The 19181-nt window shown below is 68.3% G+C and carries 15 protein-coding genes and 2 pseudogenes; 9 read left to right on the top strand and 8 right to left on the bottom strand.

What is annotated here, in order from left to right:
* Positions 1-16: 16 nt before the first annotated feature.
* The 6 genes and pseudogenes from EER30_RS05275 (at position 17) to folE (ending at position 5869) form a co-directional block, all read left to right on the top strand.
* Positions 17-1078, top strand: coding sequence for a zinc-dependent metalloprotease (locus tag EER30_RS05275; protein WP_127498744.1), 1062 nt, complete (start codon positions 17-19; stop codon positions 1076-1078).
* Positions 1078-1806, top strand: a pseudogene (gene tilS / locus EER30_RS49660) (tRNA lysidine(34) synthetase TilS); the annotation flags it as partial. The gene EER30_RS05275 and the pseudogene tilS, both read left to right, overlap by 1 nt.
* 156 nt (positions 1807-1962) lie before the next feature.
* Positions 1963-2181 (top strand): annotated as a pseudogene (locus EER30_RS49655) (TilS substrate-binding domain-containing protein); the annotation flags it as partial.
* 138 nt (positions 2182-2319) lie between these two features.
* Positions 2320-2895 (top strand): hypoxanthine phosphoribosyltransferase, encoded by a 576-nt coding sequence (hpt, locus tag EER30_RS05265; protein WP_127498743.1) that lies wholly within the window; start codon positions 2320-2322, stop codon positions 2893-2895.
* Positions 2896-3203: 308 nt separating this feature from the next.
* Entirely contained in the window at positions 3204-5225 is a 2022-nt protein-coding gene (gene ftsH / locus EER30_RS05260) for an ATP-dependent zinc metalloprotease FtsH (RefSeq protein WP_127498741.1), read from the top strand.
* Positions 5222-5869: a GTP cyclohydrolase I FolE gene (gene folE / locus EER30_RS05255; RefSeq protein ID WP_127499378.1), complete on the top strand. Its 648-nt coding sequence runs from the start codon at positions 5222-5224 to the stop codon at positions 5867-5869. The genes ftsH and folE overlap by 4 nt, the downstream gene beginning before the upstream one ends.
* A gap of 1 nt (position 5870) precedes the next feature.
* On the opposite strand, the gene EER30_RS05250 is transcribed toward folE, so the two are convergent.
* Complete coding sequence (locus EER30_RS05250; protein WP_127498739.1) at positions 5871-6374, bottom strand: carboxymuconolactone decarboxylase family protein; 504 nt, start codon at positions 6372-6374, stop codon at positions 5871-5873.
* Between the two features lie 49 nt (positions 6375-6423).
* On the opposite strand from EER30_RS05250, the gene EER30_RS05245 reads away from it, so the two are divergent.
* Positions 6424-6912, top strand: coding sequence for a MarR family winged helix-turn-helix transcriptional regulator (locus tag EER30_RS05245; RefSeq protein WP_240669757.1), 489 nt, complete (start codon positions 6424-6426; stop codon positions 6910-6912).
* A gap of 39 nt (positions 6913-6951) precedes the next feature.
* Positions 6952-7353 carry a RidA family protein gene (locus tag EER30_RS05240; protein ID WP_127498737.1) on the top strand — a complete coding sequence of 134 codons (402 nt, stop codon included), beginning with the start codon at positions 6952-6954 and terminating at the stop codon, positions 7351-7353.
* Positions 7354-7380: 27 nt separating this feature from the next.
* Here the strand turns inward: EER30_RS05240 and EER30_RS05235 are convergent, their stop codons facing one another.
* Positions 7381-8073 carry a hypothetical protein gene (locus EER30_RS05235; RefSeq protein WP_127498735.1) on the bottom strand — a complete coding sequence of 231 codons (693 nt, stop codon included), beginning with the start codon at positions 8071-8073 and terminating at the stop codon, positions 7381-7383.
* A complete protein-coding gene (locus EER30_RS05230; RefSeq protein WP_240669756.1) occupies positions 8070-10706 on the bottom strand; it encodes an FtsK/SpoIIIE domain-containing protein in 2637 nt (878 codons plus the stop codon). Before EER30_RS05230 ends, EER30_RS05235 begins: the two co-directional genes overlap by 4 nt.
* Positions 10707-10849: 143 nt before the next feature.
* Here EER30_RS05230 and EER30_RS05225 point away from each other — a divergent pair, with 143 nt between their 5' ends.
* Positions 10850-11398, top strand: coding sequence for a hypothetical protein (locus tag EER30_RS05225; protein ID WP_240669755.1), 549 nt, complete (start codon positions 10850-10852; stop codon positions 11396-11398).
* On the opposite strand, the gene EER30_RS05220 is transcribed toward EER30_RS05225, so the two are convergent.
* The 5 genes from EER30_RS05220 to EER30_RS05200 are packed head-to-tail and all read right to left on the bottom strand — an operon-like array spanning position 11399 to position 19087.
* Positions 11399-12004: a hypothetical protein gene (locus EER30_RS05220; protein WP_127498731.1), complete on the bottom strand. Its 606-nt coding sequence runs from the start codon at positions 12002-12004 to the stop codon at positions 11399-11401. It abuts the gene before it with no gap.
* The gene (locus tag EER30_RS05215; RefSeq protein WP_127498729.1) at positions 12001-13116 is read right to left on the bottom strand and encodes a M23 family metallopeptidase; all 1116 of its coding nucleotides are present in this window, start codon (positions 13114-13116) and stop codon (positions 12001-12003) included. Before EER30_RS05215 ends, EER30_RS05220 begins: the two co-directional genes overlap by 4 nt.
* A complete protein-coding gene (locus EER30_RS05210; RefSeq protein WP_127498727.1) occupies positions 13113-13658 on the bottom strand; it encodes a hypothetical protein in 546 nt (181 codons plus the stop codon). The genes EER30_RS05215 and EER30_RS05210 overlap by 4 nt, the downstream gene beginning before the upstream one ends.
* Before the next feature lie 4 nt (positions 13659-13662).
* Complete coding sequence (locus tag EER30_RS05205; RefSeq protein ID WP_127498726.1) at positions 13663-15651, bottom strand: MraY family glycosyltransferase; 1989 nt, start codon at positions 15649-15651, stop codon at positions 13663-13665.
* Between the two features lies 1 nt (position 15652).
* The gene (locus EER30_RS05200) at positions 15653-19087 is read right to left on the bottom strand and encodes an ATP-binding protein (protein WP_127498724.1); all 3435 of its coding nucleotides are present in this window, start codon (positions 19085-19087) and stop codon (positions 15653-15655) included.
* Positions 19088-19181: the final 94 nt, after the last annotated feature.

The following is a 19181-nucleotide window of genomic DNA, read 5'->3' as shown; positions in this document are numbered from 1 at the left end:
GGGTACGGTGGGTGGCATGGCGCAGTTCGTTGACTGGGATCTGGCCGCCGCGACCGCGGGCGCGCTCTCGAAATCCGGCCCCGCGGTCTCCTATGAAGACGCGATGGCGGTGGTGACCGAGCTGCGTGATCTGACCGACGAGGCGGCCGGTCACGTCGCCGCATACACGGGCCTCACCTCACAGGTCGAGGTGCCACCGGTGCGCGTGGTCGACCGCAAAGACTGGGCCACCGTCAACATCCAGGGCCTCAAACAGGTGATCATTCCGCTGGTCACCCGGCTCTCAGGCGACAAGCAGCCGGGCGGGCTGGCCGACGCGATCGGTTCCCGGGTCACCGGCGTGCAGGCCGGCACGATCCTGGCCTATCTCTCCGGCCGCGTCCTGGGGCAGTACGAGGTCTTCTCCGGCAACCCGGGCCAGCTGTTGCTCAACGCGCCCAACATCGTCGAGATCGAGCGCAAGCTCGGCGCCGACCCGCGCGACTTCCGGCTCTGGGTCTGCCTGCACGAGGTCACCCACCGCACCCAGTTCACCGCCGTCCCGTGGATGCGCGGCTACTTCCTGGGCGAGGTGCAGGCCTTCGTCGACGCGTCCCAGAGCAGCGAACACATCCTCGAACGGCTGCGCCGGGGCGTGGCGACCCTCTCCGACGCGCTACGCGACCCCGACTCCCGCTCCTCCGTGCTCGACATCGTGCAGACGCCGGGGCAGAAAGCCGTGCTCGACCGGCTGACCGCCCTGATGACGCTGCTCGAGGGCCACGCCGAGTTCGTGATGGACGGCGTCGGGCCCGAGGTGATCCCGAGCGTCGAGTCGATCCGGGCCAAGTTCAACCACCGCCGCGAGAGCGGCAACCCGCTGGAAAAGGCGGTGCGCCGACTGCTCGGCATCGAGGTCAAGATGCGGCAGTACGCCGAGGGTCGCAAGTTCGTGCACGGCGTGGTCGAGCGGGTCGGCATGACCGGCTTCAACAAGGTCTTCGACTCGCCGCTGACCCTGCCGCGGCTCGACGAGCTCGGCGACCCCGACGCGTGGGTGGCCCGCGTGCACGGTCCGCAGCCGGCGATCGGCGGGTAATGGCCCGCATCCCGCCCGCTGTCGCCGCGGTGCGGCTGGCCGTGCGGCGGGCGCTGCCCCCCTCCGGCCCCGTGCTGGTGGCCTGCTCGGGCGGGGCCGACTCGCTGGCCCTGGCCGTGGCGGCCCGGTTCGTGGGCAGCTCGGTCGGGCTGGTGACGGTCGACCACGGGCTGCAGGAAGGGTCGGCGGTCCGGGCTGCCTCGCTGGCCGAGTGGGCTTCGGGCGCCGGGTTTGACCCGGTCGTGGTCGAGACCGTGTCGGTGGCGGGGCTGCCGGGCGGGCCCGAGGCGGCGGCACGCACGGCGCGTTACGCGGCCCTCAGCGCGGCCGCCTCGCGGGTCGGGGCGTCGGCCGTGCTGCTCGGGCACACGCGCGACGACCAGGCCGAAACGGTGCTGCTGGCGCTCGCGCGGGGGGCCGGGCCTCGAGGGCTGGCGGGGATGCCGGGGCGTAAGGGGATTTTCCTGCGGCCGCTGCTCGACGTCTCGCGGGCCGACACACGCAAGGCCTGCGCCGATCTCGGACTGGTGCCCTGGGAAGATCCGCACAACGTCGATCCGTCGTTTGCGCGGTCACGGGTTCGGGGGGCTGCGCTGCCGGCTCTGGTCGAGGCATTGGGGCCGGGGGTGGTGGCCAATCTCGCGCGGTCGGCTGCCCTGATCGCGGCGGACAATGCGGCGCTTGATGTCATCGCGCGGGCCCACCTCGACGCCGCTGCCCGCCCTGAGCTCGACGCAGCGCGCCCTGAGCTCGACGTAGCCCTTCCCGGTCGCGGTGGCACCGCTGCCCGCCGTGAGCTCGACGTAGCCCTTCCTTCTCACCTCGCCGCCTCTCCCGCTCACCTCGACGCCCCAGCTCCCCCCGCCGTACGAGCGCCCGAAGTTTTGGATGTTTCGGATTTGTCGGGCATGGAGCCGGCGGTGCGGCGACGGGTGTTGCACCTGTGGGCTCAGCGGTTGGGGGCGGCCGGCGGGGCGTTGTCGCATCGTCACGTCGAGGCGCTGGATGCGCTCGTCACGGATTGGCACGGTCAGGGGGCCGTACACCTGCCGGGCGGCATCCGGGTGGTTCGTGAGCGCGGGGTACTCGTTCGGGGGTCCTGAACTCCTGTGAGAGTTGTCACTCTCAGTGTTTTCCGGGGCGGTTGAGTCGGGGTAAACCGGCCATTTCCCGCTGTTGCGGGCGCGATGATCGCCAACCCCGTGCGGCGGGCGGGAACCTCCATGCGGCACGCTGGGGCCATGGCTGACGGGTCCTGGTACGACGCCGACATCGATCACGTGATCATCTCCGAGGAGCAGATCCGCGAAAAGATCGCCGAACTGGCGAAGCAGGTCTCCGCCGACCACGAGGGCGCCGAGGAAGGCATCCTGCTGGTCTGTGTGCTCAAGGGCGCGGTCATGTTCATGGCCGACTTCGCTCGCGCGCTGGGTCATTACGGTCCGTCCACCGAGATGGAGTTCATGGCCGTCTCGTCCTACGGGCAGGGCACCACGTCCTCGGGCGTCGTGCGCATCCTCAAGGACCTCGACCGCGACATCACCGGCCGGCACGTGGTCGTCGTCGAGGACATCGTCGACTCGGGTCTCACGCTCTCGTGGCTGATGAAATACCTGCAGTCGCGCTCGGCGGCCAGCGTCGAGGTGGTCGCGCTGTTCCGCAAGCCCGACGCGGTCAAGGTGCAGGTCCCGGTGAAGTACGTGGGCTTCGACATCCCGAACGAGTTCGTCGTCGGTTACGGTCTGGACTTCGCCGAGCGCTACCGTGAGCTTCCCTACGTGGGTGTGCTGAGGCCTGAGGTCTACGCCCGTAGCTGAACCGTTTCTCAGCCTCTTCTCAGAAATCCGTCCTTATGGGCGGTTTTGCCACTAAAGCTTGGTGAACGGGCGGCGGCAGCGCAGTGTCCGGGCAGCGGGCTCACGGGTTCGCAACCGGCACCCACGGTGTACCGTCGAGTGACCGATGGCGCAGTGTCACAAGCGCCGGAGGGACCGGGTTGATCTCACCGTCACGATTTCATCGTCGCGGCGGACGAGTTTCCGGCCCGGGGCCGCCGGAGGGCGGCACGTTGAGGTGACCAGGACGCCGATCAGGAGGGTCCGGGCGCTTGGCGCCCGACAACAGTATGGAACGTACGCGTTTCTTCCGCCGCCCGGTGGTCTGGATCATTCTGGTGATCATCGGCGTGATTGCGCTGAGCTCGTTCTTCACCAGTGGTCCGAGCTACCAGCGCGTAGATACCTCAGTGGCGCTCGAGCGCCTTAATCAGCCCGGCATCAAGAAGGTCGTCCAGAAGGACAAGGAGCAGACGCTCCAGATCGACCTCGCATCGCCGGAGCGGTTCGAGGGCAAGACGACCGACAAGATCGAGACCCAGTATCCGTACGAGGTCACGCAGACGATCTACAACGAGGTCCAGGAGGCCAAGACCGCGGGCCGGATCACCGGCACGATCAACACCACGGTCTCGGGCGACAACATCCTCTTCAGTCTGCTGATCAACCTGCTGCCGATCGCCATTCTGGTGGTCCTGCTGCTGCTGTTCATGTCGCAGATGCAGGGTGGCGGCTCGCGGGTGCTCAACTTCGGCAAGTCCAAAGCGAAGATGATCACCAAGGACACGCCGAAGACGACGTTCGCCGACGTGGCGGGCTCGGACGAGGCTGTCCAGGAGCTCCACGAGATCAAGGACTTCCTGCAGAACCCGGCGAAATACCAGGCTCTCGGCGCCAAGATCCCGAAGGGTGTGCTGCTGTTCGGCCCGCCCGGAACGGGTAAGACGCTGCTCGCCCGCGCCGTCGCCGGCGAGGCCGGTGTGCCGTTCTACTCGATCTCCGGTTCCGACTTCGTCGAGATGTTCGTGGGTGTCGGCGCGAGCCGCGTCCGCGACCTGTTCGAGCAGGCCAAGTCGAACGCCCCGGCGATCGTCTTCGTCGACGAGATCGACGCCGTCGGCCGCCACCGCGGCGCCGGCATGGGTGGCGGTCACGACGAGCGCGAGCAGACGCTCAACCAGCTCCTCGTCGAGATGGACGGCTTCGACACCAAGGGCGGGGTCATCCTGATCGCGGCCACCAACCGGCCCGACATCCTCGACCCGGCCCTGCTGCGCCCCGGCCGTTTCGACCGGCAGATCCCGGTCGACAACCCCGACATGGAGGGCCGTAAGGCGATCCTGCGGGTGCACGCCAAGGGCAAGCCGTTCACGCCCGACGTCGACCTCGACTCGGTGGCTCGCCGCACGCCGGGCTTCTCCGGCGCCGACCTGGCCAACGTGATCAACGAGGCCGCGCTGCTCACCGCTCGTAACGAGAAGCGGGCGATCTCGAACTACTTCCTCGAGGAGTCGATCGACCGGGTCATCGCGGGCCCCGAGCGCCGCACCCGGGCGATGAGCGACAACGAGAAGAAGATCACGGCGTACCACGAGGGTGGCCACGCGCTGGTCGCTTACGCGCTGCCGCACTCCGCCCCCGTGCACAAGGTGACGATCCTGCCGCGTGGCCGTTCACTCGGTCACACGCTGGTCCTCCCCACCGAGGACAAGTACACCCAGACCCGCGCCGAGATGATCGATACCCTGGCGTACGCCCTGGGTGGCCGCGCTGCCGAGGAGCTCGTCTTCCACGAGCCCACCACGGGGGCCGGCAACGACATCGAGAAGGCGTCCGGCCTGGCCCGCGCGATGGTCACCCAGTACGGCATGAGCTCCAAGCTCGGTGCGGTCAAGTACGGCACCAGCGGCGACGAGCCGTTCCTGGGCCGCAACATGGGCCACGAGCGGGACTACTCCGACTCGGTGGCCGCCGACATCGACAACGAGGTCCGCGCGCTCATCGAGCTGGCGCACGACGAGGCGTGGGAGATCCTGGTGGAATACCGGGACGTCCTCGACACCATGGTCCTCGAGCTGATGGAGAAGGAAACCATCACCCGCGAGGACATGGACCGGATCTGCGCCCGCGTGGTCAAGCGCCCGCCGATGTCGCCGTTCAACGGCTTCGGCAAGCGCCTGCCCTCCGAGGCCCCGCCCGTGCTGACCCCCGCCGAGAAGGACAAGCTCAAGGCGCAGGCCGAGGCGGACGGACAGATCGCCGTGGGTCCCAACCCCAACGGCAGCAGCGCGTCCTCGGAAGGCAGCAACTGATCACCGACGACGACGAGCTGGACTACCTCGCCGCCCGTCTGGTCGACGGCAAGCTCACCGGTGCGCCGGTCGAGCAGGCCGTCGACCTCGGGCGGATCGAGAAGGCAGTTCGAGAGATTCTCATCGCGATCGGGGAGGACCCCGATCGCGATGGTCTTGAGCGCACCCCGGCCCGGGTGGCCCGCGCCTACGCCGAGCTCTTCGCCGGCCTGCGTGTCGACCCGGCCAAGGTGCTCACCACCACCTTCGAGGCCGACCACGAAGAGATGGTGCTGGTCCGCGACATCGAAGTGATGAGCATGTGCGAGCACCATCTGCTCCCGTTCAAGGGCGTGGCGCACATCGGCTACATCCCGGGCCCGAACGGCCGGATCACCGGACTGTCCAAACTGGCCCGGCTGGTCGAGGTCTACGCGCGGCGGCCGCAGGTGCAGGAGCGGCTCACTTCGCAGATAGCCGATCTTCTGATGGAGAAGCTGGACGCGCGCGGTGCGATAGTGGTCCTCGAGTGCGAGCATCTGTGCATGGAGATGCGCGGCATCCGCAAGGTCGGCGCCCGCACGGTGACCTCCGCGGTCCGCGGCGCCTACCAGACCGACGCCAAGGTGCGCGCCGAGGCGATGGCGCTGATCAACGCCCGCTGACTCAAGCCCGCACGAGTCGGTTGGCCAGGGTCGACATCGTGTAGGTGCCGATCCCCAGCACCACCTCGAGGGCATTGCGCGTCGTGAATCCGGCGGCCAGGAAGACGGCGGTCTCGTCGTCCGGCACCTCACCGGCCGTCTCCAGAACCCGAAGCGTGAAGTCTCGCAGCGCCGCCAGCCGTGCGTCGGCCGGCGGCTTTTCCGCGCGTAAAGCGCCGATCAACTCAGCGTCGGCCCCGAGCCTTCGAAGCTTTCCTGTGTGCATGGCGATACAGACCCGGCACCGGTTGCGGCTGGCGATGGTCATGACGACGACCTCGCGAGCGAGCGGATCGAGGGTGCTGGCCTCGAAGAGTGCGCTCGCCTGCAGAAACCCGCCGAGCATCTCGGGCGATTCGGCCAGCCGTGCGACTGCGACCGGCAGATGCCCGAGATGTTCGACAGTGGACTCGATCAGGGGACGCGATCCGGCCGGGGCGGACTCCAGGGTGTGGTCACGAAACATGACGCCTCCGATAAACTAGTCAACGTGGTTGTCGAAAAGGTAAACCAGGTTGACGAGTTTGGCAACGGCCGTGCCGGCTGTTGATCCGCCCGGCTACGAGCTCCCCCTGCTGCTGTTCGCCGGATTCCGCTCGCTCATCGACGCCCTGCACGCCGAACTGTCGGAGCGCGGCCATCCGGAAGTGCGGCCCGCACACGGGTTCGCGCTGCAGGCCATCGGGCCGGCGGGCGCATCAGCCAGCGAGATCGGCCGGCGGCTCGGCGTCTCGAAACAGGCCGCGGGCAAGACCGTCGACCGGCTGGCCGTCCTCGGCTACGTCGAGCGGGCCGGCGACCCGGCGGACGCCCGTCGCAAACTCATCCGGCTCACCCCGCGCGGGCTCGACGTGCTGAGCCTGTCGGCCGAGATCTTCGACCGTCTCAGGGCGGGTTGGGTCGAGCAGCTGGGCGCGCCGAACGTGGCCGCGATGGAGTCCTCCCTGCGGACCGTGGTGCCCGCAGCCGGGTATCCGCTCGATGTGCCGGGGTGGTTCGGTTAATCGGTGTCCGGCGAGCATGAGCGTCGAGATACTGGCGGGATGATCGAGAAGTTCAATCCCGCCACCGTCCACGAACCGCCGGGCTACACGCACGTCACGATCTCGTCGACCGGACGCCTCGCCCACTTCGCCGGGCAATGTCCGCTCGACCTCGACGGTGCGGTGGTCGGTGCACCGGGCGACTTCGACGCGCAGACCGACCAGGTCATCGTCAACTGCCTGGCCGTACTCGAAGCCGCGGGAGCCGAGCCGGCCGACGTTGTCCGCTCGGTGATCTACGTCGTGAGCTCCGACAGCGCCGTGCTGGCCGCGGTCTGGGACCGGCTCAACGCGTCGGCTCTCGCACCCGCCTTCACGACCGCCTCGACCCTGCTCGGCGTCGCCGCACTCGGCTTCCGCGGACAACTCGTCGAGGTCGACCTGACAGCGGCGCTGCCCTGACCCCCGGTCCGATCCTTACCCCCGGTCTCAGCCCTGGGTGAAGAACGAGGCCAGACCCACGCCCATGCAGGTCAACAGAACCGGAACGAGGCAGGCGACCGCGCCGACGATGGGGGTGCGGTCGACAGGCTCGGCGTCGTCACCACCGTAGACGAAGCCGATGGTGATCCAACCCAGACCGAACGCCAGCACCGGCATGCTCAGGCCGCAAAGCAGGGCATAGGTCGGCAGCGAACCCTTCGGTGCGACCAGGTAGAGCACGATCTGCACGATCAGCACGACGGCGGCGAACGGGCCATAGATCAGCAGGTTCCGCGCCCACGGGCGCCAACGGCGTACCGGTGACGTCTCGATGAGCAGCGCGTCGGCCGCCTCGGCCGTTCGGCGTGCCTGCTGCAACGCGGCGAGCGCCCCCGCAGGACCACCGGCGGCGTTCTGAGCGGCCACCTCCAGGTCGGCGGGGAACGGTCTCAGCTCACCCACCGGTACGGCCAGATCATGCGTCAGACGAGCCTCCTGAGCGGCGAGCCGGGCCCGTACGATCGACAGCTCCTGCCGTGCCGTGGTGACTGTGGCCTGATGCTCGCCCGAGGTCGCGCTCGCGGAACGGCGAACCTCGTCCAGCCGTTGCGCGGCGGCCAGATAGTCGGCCCACGGACCGGGGGCCGGAGGGGACGGCTGCGCCGGGATCGCCCCGGTGGCCTGCTGCTGCTCGGTCACCGCGGACCACCCTGGTCGTCGGTCACACCGTGGCCGTCGGTCGCACCCTGCACGTCGGTCACACCCGGATCGAGGAAGGGCACGATGGTGACCGTGCGGTCAGCCGCCCGGTCGTGCAGCAGAGCACGGTTCGGCTGCGCCTGCCACGGGACGGCCTGGCCGATCATCGCGGTCACCTCGGCCGGCGGGACGTTGAGGAACAACAGGCCGTCGACGGCGTCACGGTCGCCCGCCTCGTCGGCGAACCGTCGCGGATCACGCCACCACGAGAGCAGGTGGGCCCCGCGGGCCGGGCCGTCGCGCAGCAGGGCGGGCAGACCGGGCAGGCTGCCGTACGTTGCCGCGTCCATGCCGAACACCACGCGATAACCGGGGCGGTCGGCGTCGAGCTCGGCGGCGAGACCGGCCACGTCGACCAGCACGGCCTCCTGCCGGTGACCGATCTCGGCGGTCAGGGCCTCGGCCAGACGGTCACCCTCGGCCACCAGAGAGGCGATGACGAACCTCGCCGTACGAGGTGGGTGGAACGCGGCCACACTGCGAGCGGCCGCGTCGAGAACCTCGGACGCCGACGCCTGCGACCCGAAGATGGCCAGGTGGCGCCCCGGCGTGCTGGTGAGCGGGAAGGCCGCGGTGGTCAGGTTGACGTCGAGCAGGCGACCGACCAGCGCGGCGGGGATGGCGCCCCGACCAGCCAGCGCCGCCCGGTAGGTGGGGTCGTCGGCGAGGTGCTGGTGGGCGTAGCCGGCGAAGACCCGCGGCGGCTGCGACTCGGGATCGCGCGCGCCCCACAACCGGTGCCGCAGGTCGCTGAGCAGGGTGTTGTCGGCGTGCGGGTCGGGGAAGCGAATGACCCGTTCGTGGCCCCGGGTGGCGCCGCGCGGCCCGCCCAGGCCACCGGCCGTGTTCACCACCGCCGTACCCAGCGGCAGACCGGCCGCCGAGTCGTTGGCCGGCTCGAGCACGTCACCGCCGCCGGGCAGCGCGATGCGTACGGGGAACTGGCCGAAGAACGAATCACGCTTCGCGTAATGCGCCTCGACGGACGCCACGTTCTGACTCGACAGGATCAGGTGGATGCCGCACGAACGGCCCGTGCGGGCCAGCGACTCGAGCAGCGCGACGGCCTCGGTCGCCACCAGGTCGGTGCCGGCCAGCAGCACCGGGAACTCGTCGATCACGCAGAGGACGCGCGGCAGCGGACGTTTGAGACCGTCGGCCGCGGCAGCCGCGCGCAACTCGGCCAGGGTCGAGACACCGGCCCGCTCGTACGCGATGGACCGGCGGGACATCTCGGCATTGAGCTCGCGCAGCACGGCCAGCCCGTACTCGCGGTCGGCCTCGACACCCACGGCGCGAGCGTGCGGCAGCCAGGTGCGGTCGCGCTGGGTCGGCACGAACTCGGCGAAGGTGACGCCCTCTTTGAAATCGAGCAGGTAAAGCGACAACTCGGCGGGGCTGTAACGGGCGGCGAGGCCGTAGAGCACGTTGACCACGAAGGCGGTCTTGCCGGCGCCGGAGCGGCCCGCGACCATCCAGTGTGGCGTGAGGTCGTTGAAGCGCAACGCCAGCGGCTTGTCGCCGTCGTGGCCGACGATCGTGCTCAAGCCCTCGGCCGCGTCGCCCGCCCACAGCTGTTCACCAGGCTCCGGCAGCAGATCGGCCAGCGTGACCTGAGTCGCCGTGGCCGAGTAGGCGGCGAGCTCGCGACAGACCGAGGCAACCAGATGCGACGGGGGATCCTCGTCGAGGAAAACCGGGGCGTTCATCCACGAGACGTCCGGCTTCGAGCCGAACGTGGCACCGGGCGGATCACCGATCACCGCGAACGGATTACGGACGGAAACCATGGTCGTGCGCGGCAGAGGCGCCTGCGTGGTCTCGGCGGTCAACGGGGGCGGCGGCCAGCCGGCCACGATCAGATGAAGACCGGACTCGGGGCCCTGCTGAGCCAGCGCGGCGATGCGGCGCAACTCTTCGCCCTCGGTCAGCTCGGGCAGGCTAGCGATGACCACCAGCATCATGCGATCGCGACGGCTGCGCCGAGGGGCGGCCCCACGACCCGGGCGCAGCCACTTCTCGGCCTCGGCGAGCACGTCGCGCAGACCCTGCCGGTCGGTGGCGGGCGGCGAGAGAAGGCCGGCATCCTGAAGCTCGGCGAACGGGGCGAAGACCGCGCCGCCACCGGTGCCGTCAACCGCCCGGACGAGCAGCGAACCAGCCGGGGCGGCGGCGAGCAGGCGCAGCAACACCGAACGGAGCAGACCGAACACACGGGAATCAGTTGCGGTGGCATCGATCGTCAGATGACCCGTGCCCAGCAGCGGGATGACAGCGGGAAAACGAGCGTCGTCGAGCGGCTGAGCGACGCCGAGCCGCACGAACTGCGGAGGATAAACCCCGCCGAGCGGCGTGCTCGCCGACTGCGCGTCGAGAGGCGAGCCGAGCCAGCCCGGAGCCAGCGCACCGGCCGCGGCCCGCAGCTCCTCGGCCAGACGGTGCTGCTCGAGCGGGTCGGGAATGCCCACGCCGACGTCGAGAACGGTCGAGGCGGCGTCGACGAGGGCAGCCGCCTGCCTGTGCAAAGCGGCAGCCTGCTGGACCCGCAGAGCCGAATCCACCACCGCTGTCACCTCCTCTGTGCGCGGATAAAACTTATCCCAGACCGGGCGGGCCATCGCGTTCCCGGTAGCGGGTTCGATGTCCGCGTCGTGCGGGCGGGATGCTCCAGGCGCGGTCGGGGTGACACGTGTGCGGAGGCACTACTGTCGTATGTGTGCAGCCGCAGGAGCCCGTGACCGGACCAACGGCCCCGCCGCCAACGCCGGCGGTGACGCCGCCCGCCCCGGCGAAGAAGCCCCGCAACCGTCGGATGAGGTTGTGGCTGGCCGTGGGCGCCGGGGTGCTGACCCTGCTCTGCCTCGGCGGCGTCGGAGTAGCAGTCCTCCTGTACGACGAGGACACCAAAATCGAACGCGCCGAACCCGACGCGGTCGTAGACAACTTCCTACGTTCATATCTCGGAAACCGCGACGACCAGGAAGCGGCTCTCAATACTTGCAAGTCCGGTGCGAAACTGGCAGAGGTCGAAGCGTTACGCACCGAGATGGCCGACCGCGAGAAGAACTTCCACGTAAAGGTTTCCGTTAGTTGGAGCTCATTAACTATTGCTGATGTCGATGAGAGGCAGAAGTCGGTGGGCGCGAATCTCACCATCGCTGGCTCGTCGAACGGCAGCCCCACGAGTAGGCGAACCGAGAAATGGTCATTTGGCGTGATTGACGAGGACGGTTGGCGGGTCTGTACCGCCACCAAGGAATCCTGATCACTCCACCCAGAGGCGGTGTACGAGCACCTCTAACGTCTTAGGGGCATGCCCGCTCCAACCCCACCGATACCAGTCGAGTTCCTTGGTAACGCGGGCGCAAACGTCGCCCTCTTTGTTGATGTGCAGCTCCGTCACAGCACGAAGCTCGCGCTGCTCACTGCCGTCATCGAGTAGTCGAACGACCCGGCGCCCGGAAAGCGAAGCCGCTTCGAGAGCGGCTACCGGGACACGCCGAGGCGGCTCATCCAGTGACACCAAGCGTGAAGTCACCCCGTCGTCCGGAAGCGATATCCCCGCCACCCCATACTCCTCGACCCAGACACGTTCGACCGGCACCAGCGGGGCGAAGATCTCGGTCTGTTCTGCCTCCGCTCTGTACCACTCGCCCTCAGGCATGACAGGCACATAGGTGCGGCTGCCTTGGATGACCTTTTCGTCCGCACGGAGATCCGAACGCCACCCGTGGCCGGGTAGCCCGATGAGGACACGGCGACCCCGGAGTTGTCCGCTCATGATCGCAGGAGTCGGCACTACCGGTCGAGGAGGATCGAGCTTCCAGTCGGGGTGGCCGGCGAACGGGTCGGGCATCGACTCCCCGCTCATCCGACGCCTCCCAGTGGCGCCCCCTGCCCGCGCATGAACTGCACCGGATCGATAGCACCTGCGCTGGATCGGTCGTTATTGCGGTGGACTTCGAAGTGCAGGTGGGGCCCGGAGGAGTTGCCGCTGCTACCGACCCGGCCGATGATCTCGCCGGCCGTCACCTCCTGGCCCTCTCGGACGAACGGCCTCGTGACCATGTGGCAATACCTCGTCATGACGTTCCCGGCGTGCTGGATCTCCACCATCCAACCGCATCCGCCCTTACCCGGGTATCCGTCGACGTTGCAGGTATGCCGACCTCGGTGGTCCTCGTCACATTTCACCATCGAGACGACACCGCTGGCCGCTGCGGCGATTGGCGTCTGTTTCGCGGAGATCAGATCGACGCCCTGGTGGCTCGGGCGGGACGCGGTGCGGAAACCAGATCCGACCGACTCCGGCACGGGCAGCGTGTATCCCGACGCCGCGACCTGTCCGGCGGAAGCGCAGACCATCGTGGTTGAGCTTCCGACCGCGTTGGCCGCGCCATCGGCCAGCTGGTTCACGATCTGTGTCGCCAGCGGCTCGTGCTTTGCATAGGCGTCGGGGTAGGCGCTGATCTGCACCTTCTGCGCTGCGTCGGTGAGGGACATTTCCTCCCAACCGTCGACAGTCTTGAGCTTGCTGTAGAACTTCGTTGCGGCGTAGACCGGATCCCGGATCTGTGCGACCGACCCCCATCCTGCGCTCGGTCGCTGCTGGAACAGGCCTTGGGAATCGTGATCGTTGCGCTCCCGGCCGAGGTAGCCAAGGTTTGTCAAACCTGATTCCTGCATGGAGGTGGCGACCGCGATGACCCAGGCCCGTGGTGGCAGTTTGAGATCGGCGCCCACGTTGATGATGACCGCGGCATTGCGGATCTGGTCGCCGCCATAGGGCCGGATCCGCGGCAGCTTCGAGTCCGGATCGACCGGTCCACCCTTGCCGCAACCGAGCGCGACGTTCAAGTCACCGTCTTCTTTGTCGAGACCGCCGACCAGCAACGCGGTAACGCTTCCACCGCAGCAGAGCAAGACGAGAGTCGCCAACAGGGCGATGAGGAGGACGATCTTCCTCGGCCGGGGAACGCTCACGCCGCTTCCCAGTCGATGCCGTCGACTCGCCAGTGCCCGTCGGGCGAGATGAGCCGTAGGCTGAGCTTCCCGGTGTCCATCGTGACCACCGCGTTCACCACGGTCTTACTGACCGGGATCAGGTTAGGTCGTCCGATGACGCGCTCAGCCGGAACGCCGGCCGGGTCGACGCCGGCGAGATCGTCTGCGAGCTTGGTGGTCGAATTCGGCAATAACTGCGCGCGCCATGCCTTCGGCGTGACGTCCCGATGGTCGGCCCAGGCGGACGCAAAGGCATAAGCGACCGCCTCGGGCTGTGCCCGGCCCGGACGAGTTGACGGGCTCGGTGGCGGAGCGGTGTCGATGATGCTGTCGTCTTGCTTGGGATCGATGCTTACCGTCGGGCCGGGCGACGCGACGCCAAGAGACGGCCGCGAGTCGTTGCCATCAGAGAAGAGTCGTCCGACGCCCACGATGGCAAGAACGATGACGCCGAGAACGATCGCTACACCCCAGCGCGACCGGAAGATTCTGTTGAGGCCGAGTTCGAGAGTCCGGGGCATAGGATCACTTGGCCTCGGAACGGATACGCGGAGTGGCGGGCTCCGCGGTGGTGCTGCCGGTCTCAGGTCGGTAGATGGCGTAAGATGAAGGCTGCTCGGCAACCTCCGGCTCGGTCCAGCCCGGCGTTCGGCGGACGCGGCTCGGAGTTGGTGCCCCTGCGGGCGTGGGTCCGGGAGCCATGGGCTCGGCTGCGGTGGTGGAGCGCTCCTCGCGCACGGACTCCTTGCCGTCTGGCCTTCCTCGCGGTGGCCCGCCTTCGCGTCCACCCGTTACCGCCGGGGCCAGGTCGACACGGTTCGCCGAGTGCGCCGGGTCTTCGAGCCGTGCCTCGGGCCGAAGGTTGCCCTGATCAACGTAGACCGTGCGGCCGCCCTTTGCGGTGACCTGCCCGCGGTCCCTGTCCGCGTCAGCCCCTTCGAACTTTGAGGCCTCCCGCATATCCCGGAAGAACTTCCGACTCCAAGAACCCGTGGCGATCGTCCGCGCGCCGTCCTTGCCGCCGAGCTGTGTGACGCGTCTGTAGGGCCTGAGCAGGATCCAGCCGACCATGCCGCAGAGCCAGACAAGGACAACTTGCAGCCATCCCGGCAACGTCGCCGTATTCATAATCAGATCGACGGCGAAAAGATAGATCGCCGCGCCTGTACCGAAGATTGCGATGTTGAATACGGCTGCGACGACAGCATTGCCGAGGCGCTTGATACCCGAATTTGCCGGGCGGAGGAGTCCGATCGTTCCCAGAATCGGGGCCGCAATGACGGCCCATCGGAACACGAGGAATCCGAGTAGAACCAGAACCGAAGCGGTGAGATCGAACATGGCGAACATAATCGCGGCGAGCATTGCGATGAAGCCGGCGCCGATGCGATCCATGCCGTTGACGCCTTGGAGATATTCGTAGGCCTCCGGATCCTCGGTTTTGATTTGCTCCGCGACCTTCTTCCACTGCTCCCGCTTCCCGTCTAGCGTGCCAGGGCGCGTGGCGGGGTTGTCGCGGATCTTCTGAGCCTCTTCCCAGGTCAGAGAGCGGGCATCGTAAAGCGCTCGTCCGTACTTTTTTGCGGTGTCACTGTCGGCTGAGCCGAGGATTCCACGCAGCCAGTTGCGGTAGAGCATCGTTTCGGCGGCGGTATCACTAGCGCGCACCGCAGGGGGTCGGTTGTCGTCACAGGCTCCTGGCGTCGGATCGTCACAGGCCCCACTCGGAGTGTTCTGCGCGCGGGGACCAACTGCGTCGTGGACTACTCCGAGGGTTGTGACCAACGTTTGATCAGCAATGTTCGCAGATCGGACCGGCCAGGCGGCGATGGCGGTGACGGCGACCATGACAAGGATCGCCCAGCCTGCTGTTGTGGTCGCGGCGCCCATGTCAGCCTGTCGGGACCGCCAAATGAGGTAGAGGCCGACAATTCCTAGTGTGATGACACCGAAGACGCTGAAGACCTTTTCGTACACTGCCTTCGTTGCCTCATCGACCAGAGTGTCGGCCCAGCCCCACAGGCTCTGGGGCTCCCAGGCTCTCTCGCGGAGCGCATTCGAGGCCCCAACAATGGCGGTCGCAACCATGAATTCGCCGTTGGCAATTGTTGTTTCGATCTTGAAGTCTGGATCTACGACGGTGGATGCGCAGCCGCTATCGAGATCATAGGTGCTATAGCTGTAACCGGCGTAGCCGTACTGGCTGTAGAGGCCCTGGGGACCGGGTTTTGTAGAGGACTCTGGACGTTCTGCGAACCATCCGGCCAGTCCGGAGTCAGGGGTACTCGGCGTCGGGGGCTTCAAACATGAGGCGCGGCTCTCGGTAACTTCAGTAAGGCGGTCGACGCAGCCTTTAAGGTCTTGACCCCACTCCTCGACGCTGCAGGCACCGCCGGGCACTCGGGTAGGTAGCTCCGGCGCCGCTGACGCCGGCGGGGCGGCTACCGCCCATGCGATCGACGCCACGACCATGACGAACATTGTCGTCAGCAGCGCCAACCCCCGCCGCACCATCTCAAACCTCCAGGTCGGACGGCGACATCGGAATAGCCGTGGGCGGAGCCTTGGCCGCCGCGGGCGTCGTGTCGAGGTGCTCCAGCAGGCCTTCAACGTACGACACGTCTACGCGCACTTTTTGCACGCGCCCGTCGACGTCTCGCATCACGAATTCGCGGAATCCGAGCCGCGACGACGATGACGTGTCCACTTGCGACAGTGAGGCCAGCGTCGCCTCGTATCCGTCGTGGACCGGCACCCGCAGCAGGCGCAGGGCTTCCGACGCGATCTCTTGGTCTTCGGCGATGCGGCCGACGAAGACTGTGGACACCAGGTTCTGCACGTCGAGCCCGAGGATGTCGCGCGGGTTCTGCGAGGCCACCAGTGCCGCGAGGTTCCACTTACGAGAGTCGCGGGCGAGGCGTACCAGGAAGGAACGCCCGGACCGCCAGCCCTCCATGAAGTGGGCCTCGTCCAGCCCCACCATTTTGCGCGACGACATTGATCCGCCGTAGCAGCGCCGCACCGCCAGCCGGTGTGCCGTGTGCAGCATCGGCAGGGCCAGTGATTCTTCGGCCGACCAGTATTCGCGTTCGATCTTCAGGTCGGGCAGTCGCAGTCCGGCCATCGTGATCACGGTGAGGGCGGCGTCGGCGCCGAGCAGGTGTTGCGGTGGGGAGCCGAAGAACAGCAGGGCCAGGGGCATCTCGGCCGTGTCGAGGAGCAGGTTGGCCAGTTCACGGCCTTCGTCGTCGCCGAGGCCTTGGAGGGTGCGTACCACGTCGTCGAGGGTGGACGTCTCTTCGGCCGGCACTTGGCGGACGGCGTGCCGCAGCAGGGTCGCCGTTGACGCCTCCTTGGCGACCTGCGGCGGCACCAGCATCGAGCAGATGTCCTGCACCAGCATGCGGCGTTCGGCCCGGGCGTTGGAGACCGCGATCTCGTATTCGCGATCGCCGCTCGGCCCGGTCGCGAACTCCGACCGTACGGGTGTGGGAATCAACGCGTACGGCGCCAGCGTGCCCTGTTCCGAGCCGGTCAGGTTCAACACTCGCGAGTACGGCCGGAGCTCGGGCATCTGGCACAGCCGGGCGAGGGGGCCGGACGGGTCGAGCAGCGTCACCTGCACCCCGCGGCGCGCGTTCAGGTAGCCCAGCGCGCCCATCAGGGTCGACTTGCCACCGCCGGGCTCGGCCACGAAGACGCCCAGTCCGGAGCGCTCGCGTACCTCCATCGGGAAGTGCAGGTCGAGGAAGACCGGCCGGCGGCAGGTGCCCGCCGTACGCCCGATCAGGTCGCCCCGGCGGTCGCCCACCGTCGACGCCGCCTGCGGCAGGGCCGCGGCCAGCAGCTTCACCGGCATGCGACGCACGTACCCGGTGTTCGCGATCGGTTCGCCCGGGATGAACTCGCGGGCCAGCTGGTCCTGGTTCTTCGGGTGTTGCAGCGAGATGCGCAGCTCGCGCGAGTAGAGCTGGATCAGGCGGCGAGCGCGTTCCATGCATTCTTCGCGGGTGGCGCCGCCGACGGCGATGCGGTGCCAGCCGTGCGCGCGGGCCGATTCGGTCGGCAGGCCGGTCGTCATCTCGTCGCCGATCACCAGCGCCCGCTTGGCCAGGCGTTCCAGTTCGGGTGGCGCGTCGATGCCGTGTTCGGCGTAGTCGAGCTGCTGGGAGCGGATCATGCGGAGCCGGTGCTCGAGGTTCTTGAACGAGCTGCCCGAGCCGAGGATGTCGATCCGCGAGGAGAGTTCCATCGGCCAGGGCAGGCGCTCGTGGAAGTGCATCCACGGCTCGTGTTTCTCGGGAATTTCGAGCGGTTCCATGCGCCCGACCGACAGCACGGCGACGTGCCGTTCCTCTCCGGTCATCCGGTTCACAAGCTTCACAGTCGAGCCGTACGGTGTCCGGTAGCGCTCGACCTGCTCGGTGAGCGCGAGCAGGTCGCCGGTGTCCCACTGCCCGTTCGTGACCGGCGAGAGCGGCCCGGGTGGCGCCATGCACAGCGCGACCGAGCGGAACAGGAGCCATTCCAGCTCTTGCGGGGTGACCCGTCGCCCGCGCATGCCGAACGCGTTGAGTACCTCGTCGAACTGCTCGACGGCCCGGTTGAGCTTGCGCCGTTCGCCGTCCGAGGTGCCCTTGCCGAAGATCCGCAGGACTCGCTCGGAGAACGTGTCGCCGAGGGAGCGCCGCGCGAAGGTCACGCCCAGGTAGGTCTGCCCCTCGGCGTGGTTGACCGAGAGCAGGTGCCGCTGGGCCGCCACGAGATGGTCGGACCACGAGGTGCCGCCGCGCACGTCGGGCAGCGGCTTCGCGGTGAACGAGTCGACCGTGCGGGCCCACTCGTCGGCCGGGAACGGGCGGTTGGTGCGGCGCAGGTGCAGCCGGAAGCCGGCCAGGCCCGCGTACTGCTCGGAGATCGCGCTCAGCAGCGCCTCGCGCTCGGCGTCGGGCCGGAACGCCCAGCGCACCTCGGGCAGGTAGTACCAGGCGGTGACCGTGCTCTGGGTGAAGGTCAGGTGGCCGGCGATCTCGCTGATCTCGAGTTCCATGACCGGGTCGCGGTCGTTGAACTTGAGCTTGTGCGGGCGCAGCGCCACCGGTTTGGGCTGCTTCGGCTTCTTTTCCTGCCGCGCGGGCAGGTTCCGCGCCTGGGGCTTGGCCGGGGCTTTCTCCCGGCGCTTGGCGGGCGCTCGATCCTTGGCCGGCACCGGCAGGGCCGCCTCGATCGGCGGTTCATTCGGGCCCGCGTACGCCTCGACGGGTCCGGCCTGCTGCGGTGCGCGCGGCACCGGGCCACCGACGGTCTGCCAGAGCGCGGGGGACGCCGGGGCGGGGGTGGCTGGGGCAGGGGTGGCCTGCGGGGCCGCTGCCGTCTGCGGCGAGGCCGGCCACTTGTCGAAGTCGGGCCAGTCCTCGACGTCGGGGTCGGCTGCGGATTCCTGGTAGAAGTCGGCCTTGGGCCCGATCGGCGCCCGGCTGAACGGCGACACCGGCTCGGGAGTGCCCCAGGCGCCGGACGGCCCTTCCTGGTCGTCCTCGAACGGCGGCTCGAAAGGCGGATCGGAAGCCGGTGAGACGGCGACCGGCGGCCCGGCCACAGCGGACGGTGGGCCGGACACAGGGGACGGCGGCGCTGAGACGGGGGACGGCGGTGCCGGCGAAGGGGCTGCCGTCACCCGGTCGTCGAAGTCGAACCCGTAGTCGAAGTCGAGTTCTGGATCGGGCCGGGATTCACCCGCCGGAGTGGCCGGTGCCGGTGGCGCCGCCCCGCCGAAGAGATCGAGGAACGGCGAATCGATGTCGAGTGTGGTGTCGACCGCCCCGTTCCGCGGCCGCACCGGCTGCGGCGACTGGAAGACCCCCACGGCGCCGTGTCCCGGCGCCGCGACGAACTCCTCCGCGGCCTCAAGATCCCCGGAATCAGCCGGAGGGTAGCCGTCCGAACGCATTCCGTTACTCCGCCTGCCCTGCGCGTCGGCATCCGCGCGGGGATGCCCGTGCGGGAAAGGTCCGCTCATGCGTCGGCCCCGAGGGAGTGTGCGA

The sequence above is a fragment of the Actinoplanes solisilvae genome (genome assembly GCF_003999975.1).
In the GTDB taxonomy this organism is placed as follows: Bacteria; Actinomycetota; Actinomycetes; order Mycobacteriales; family Micromonosporaceae; genus Actinoplanes; species Actinoplanes solisilvae.
The sequence above is the reverse complement of the archived record's forward strand: the minus strand, read 5'-3'. Positions and strand labels throughout refer to the sequence as shown.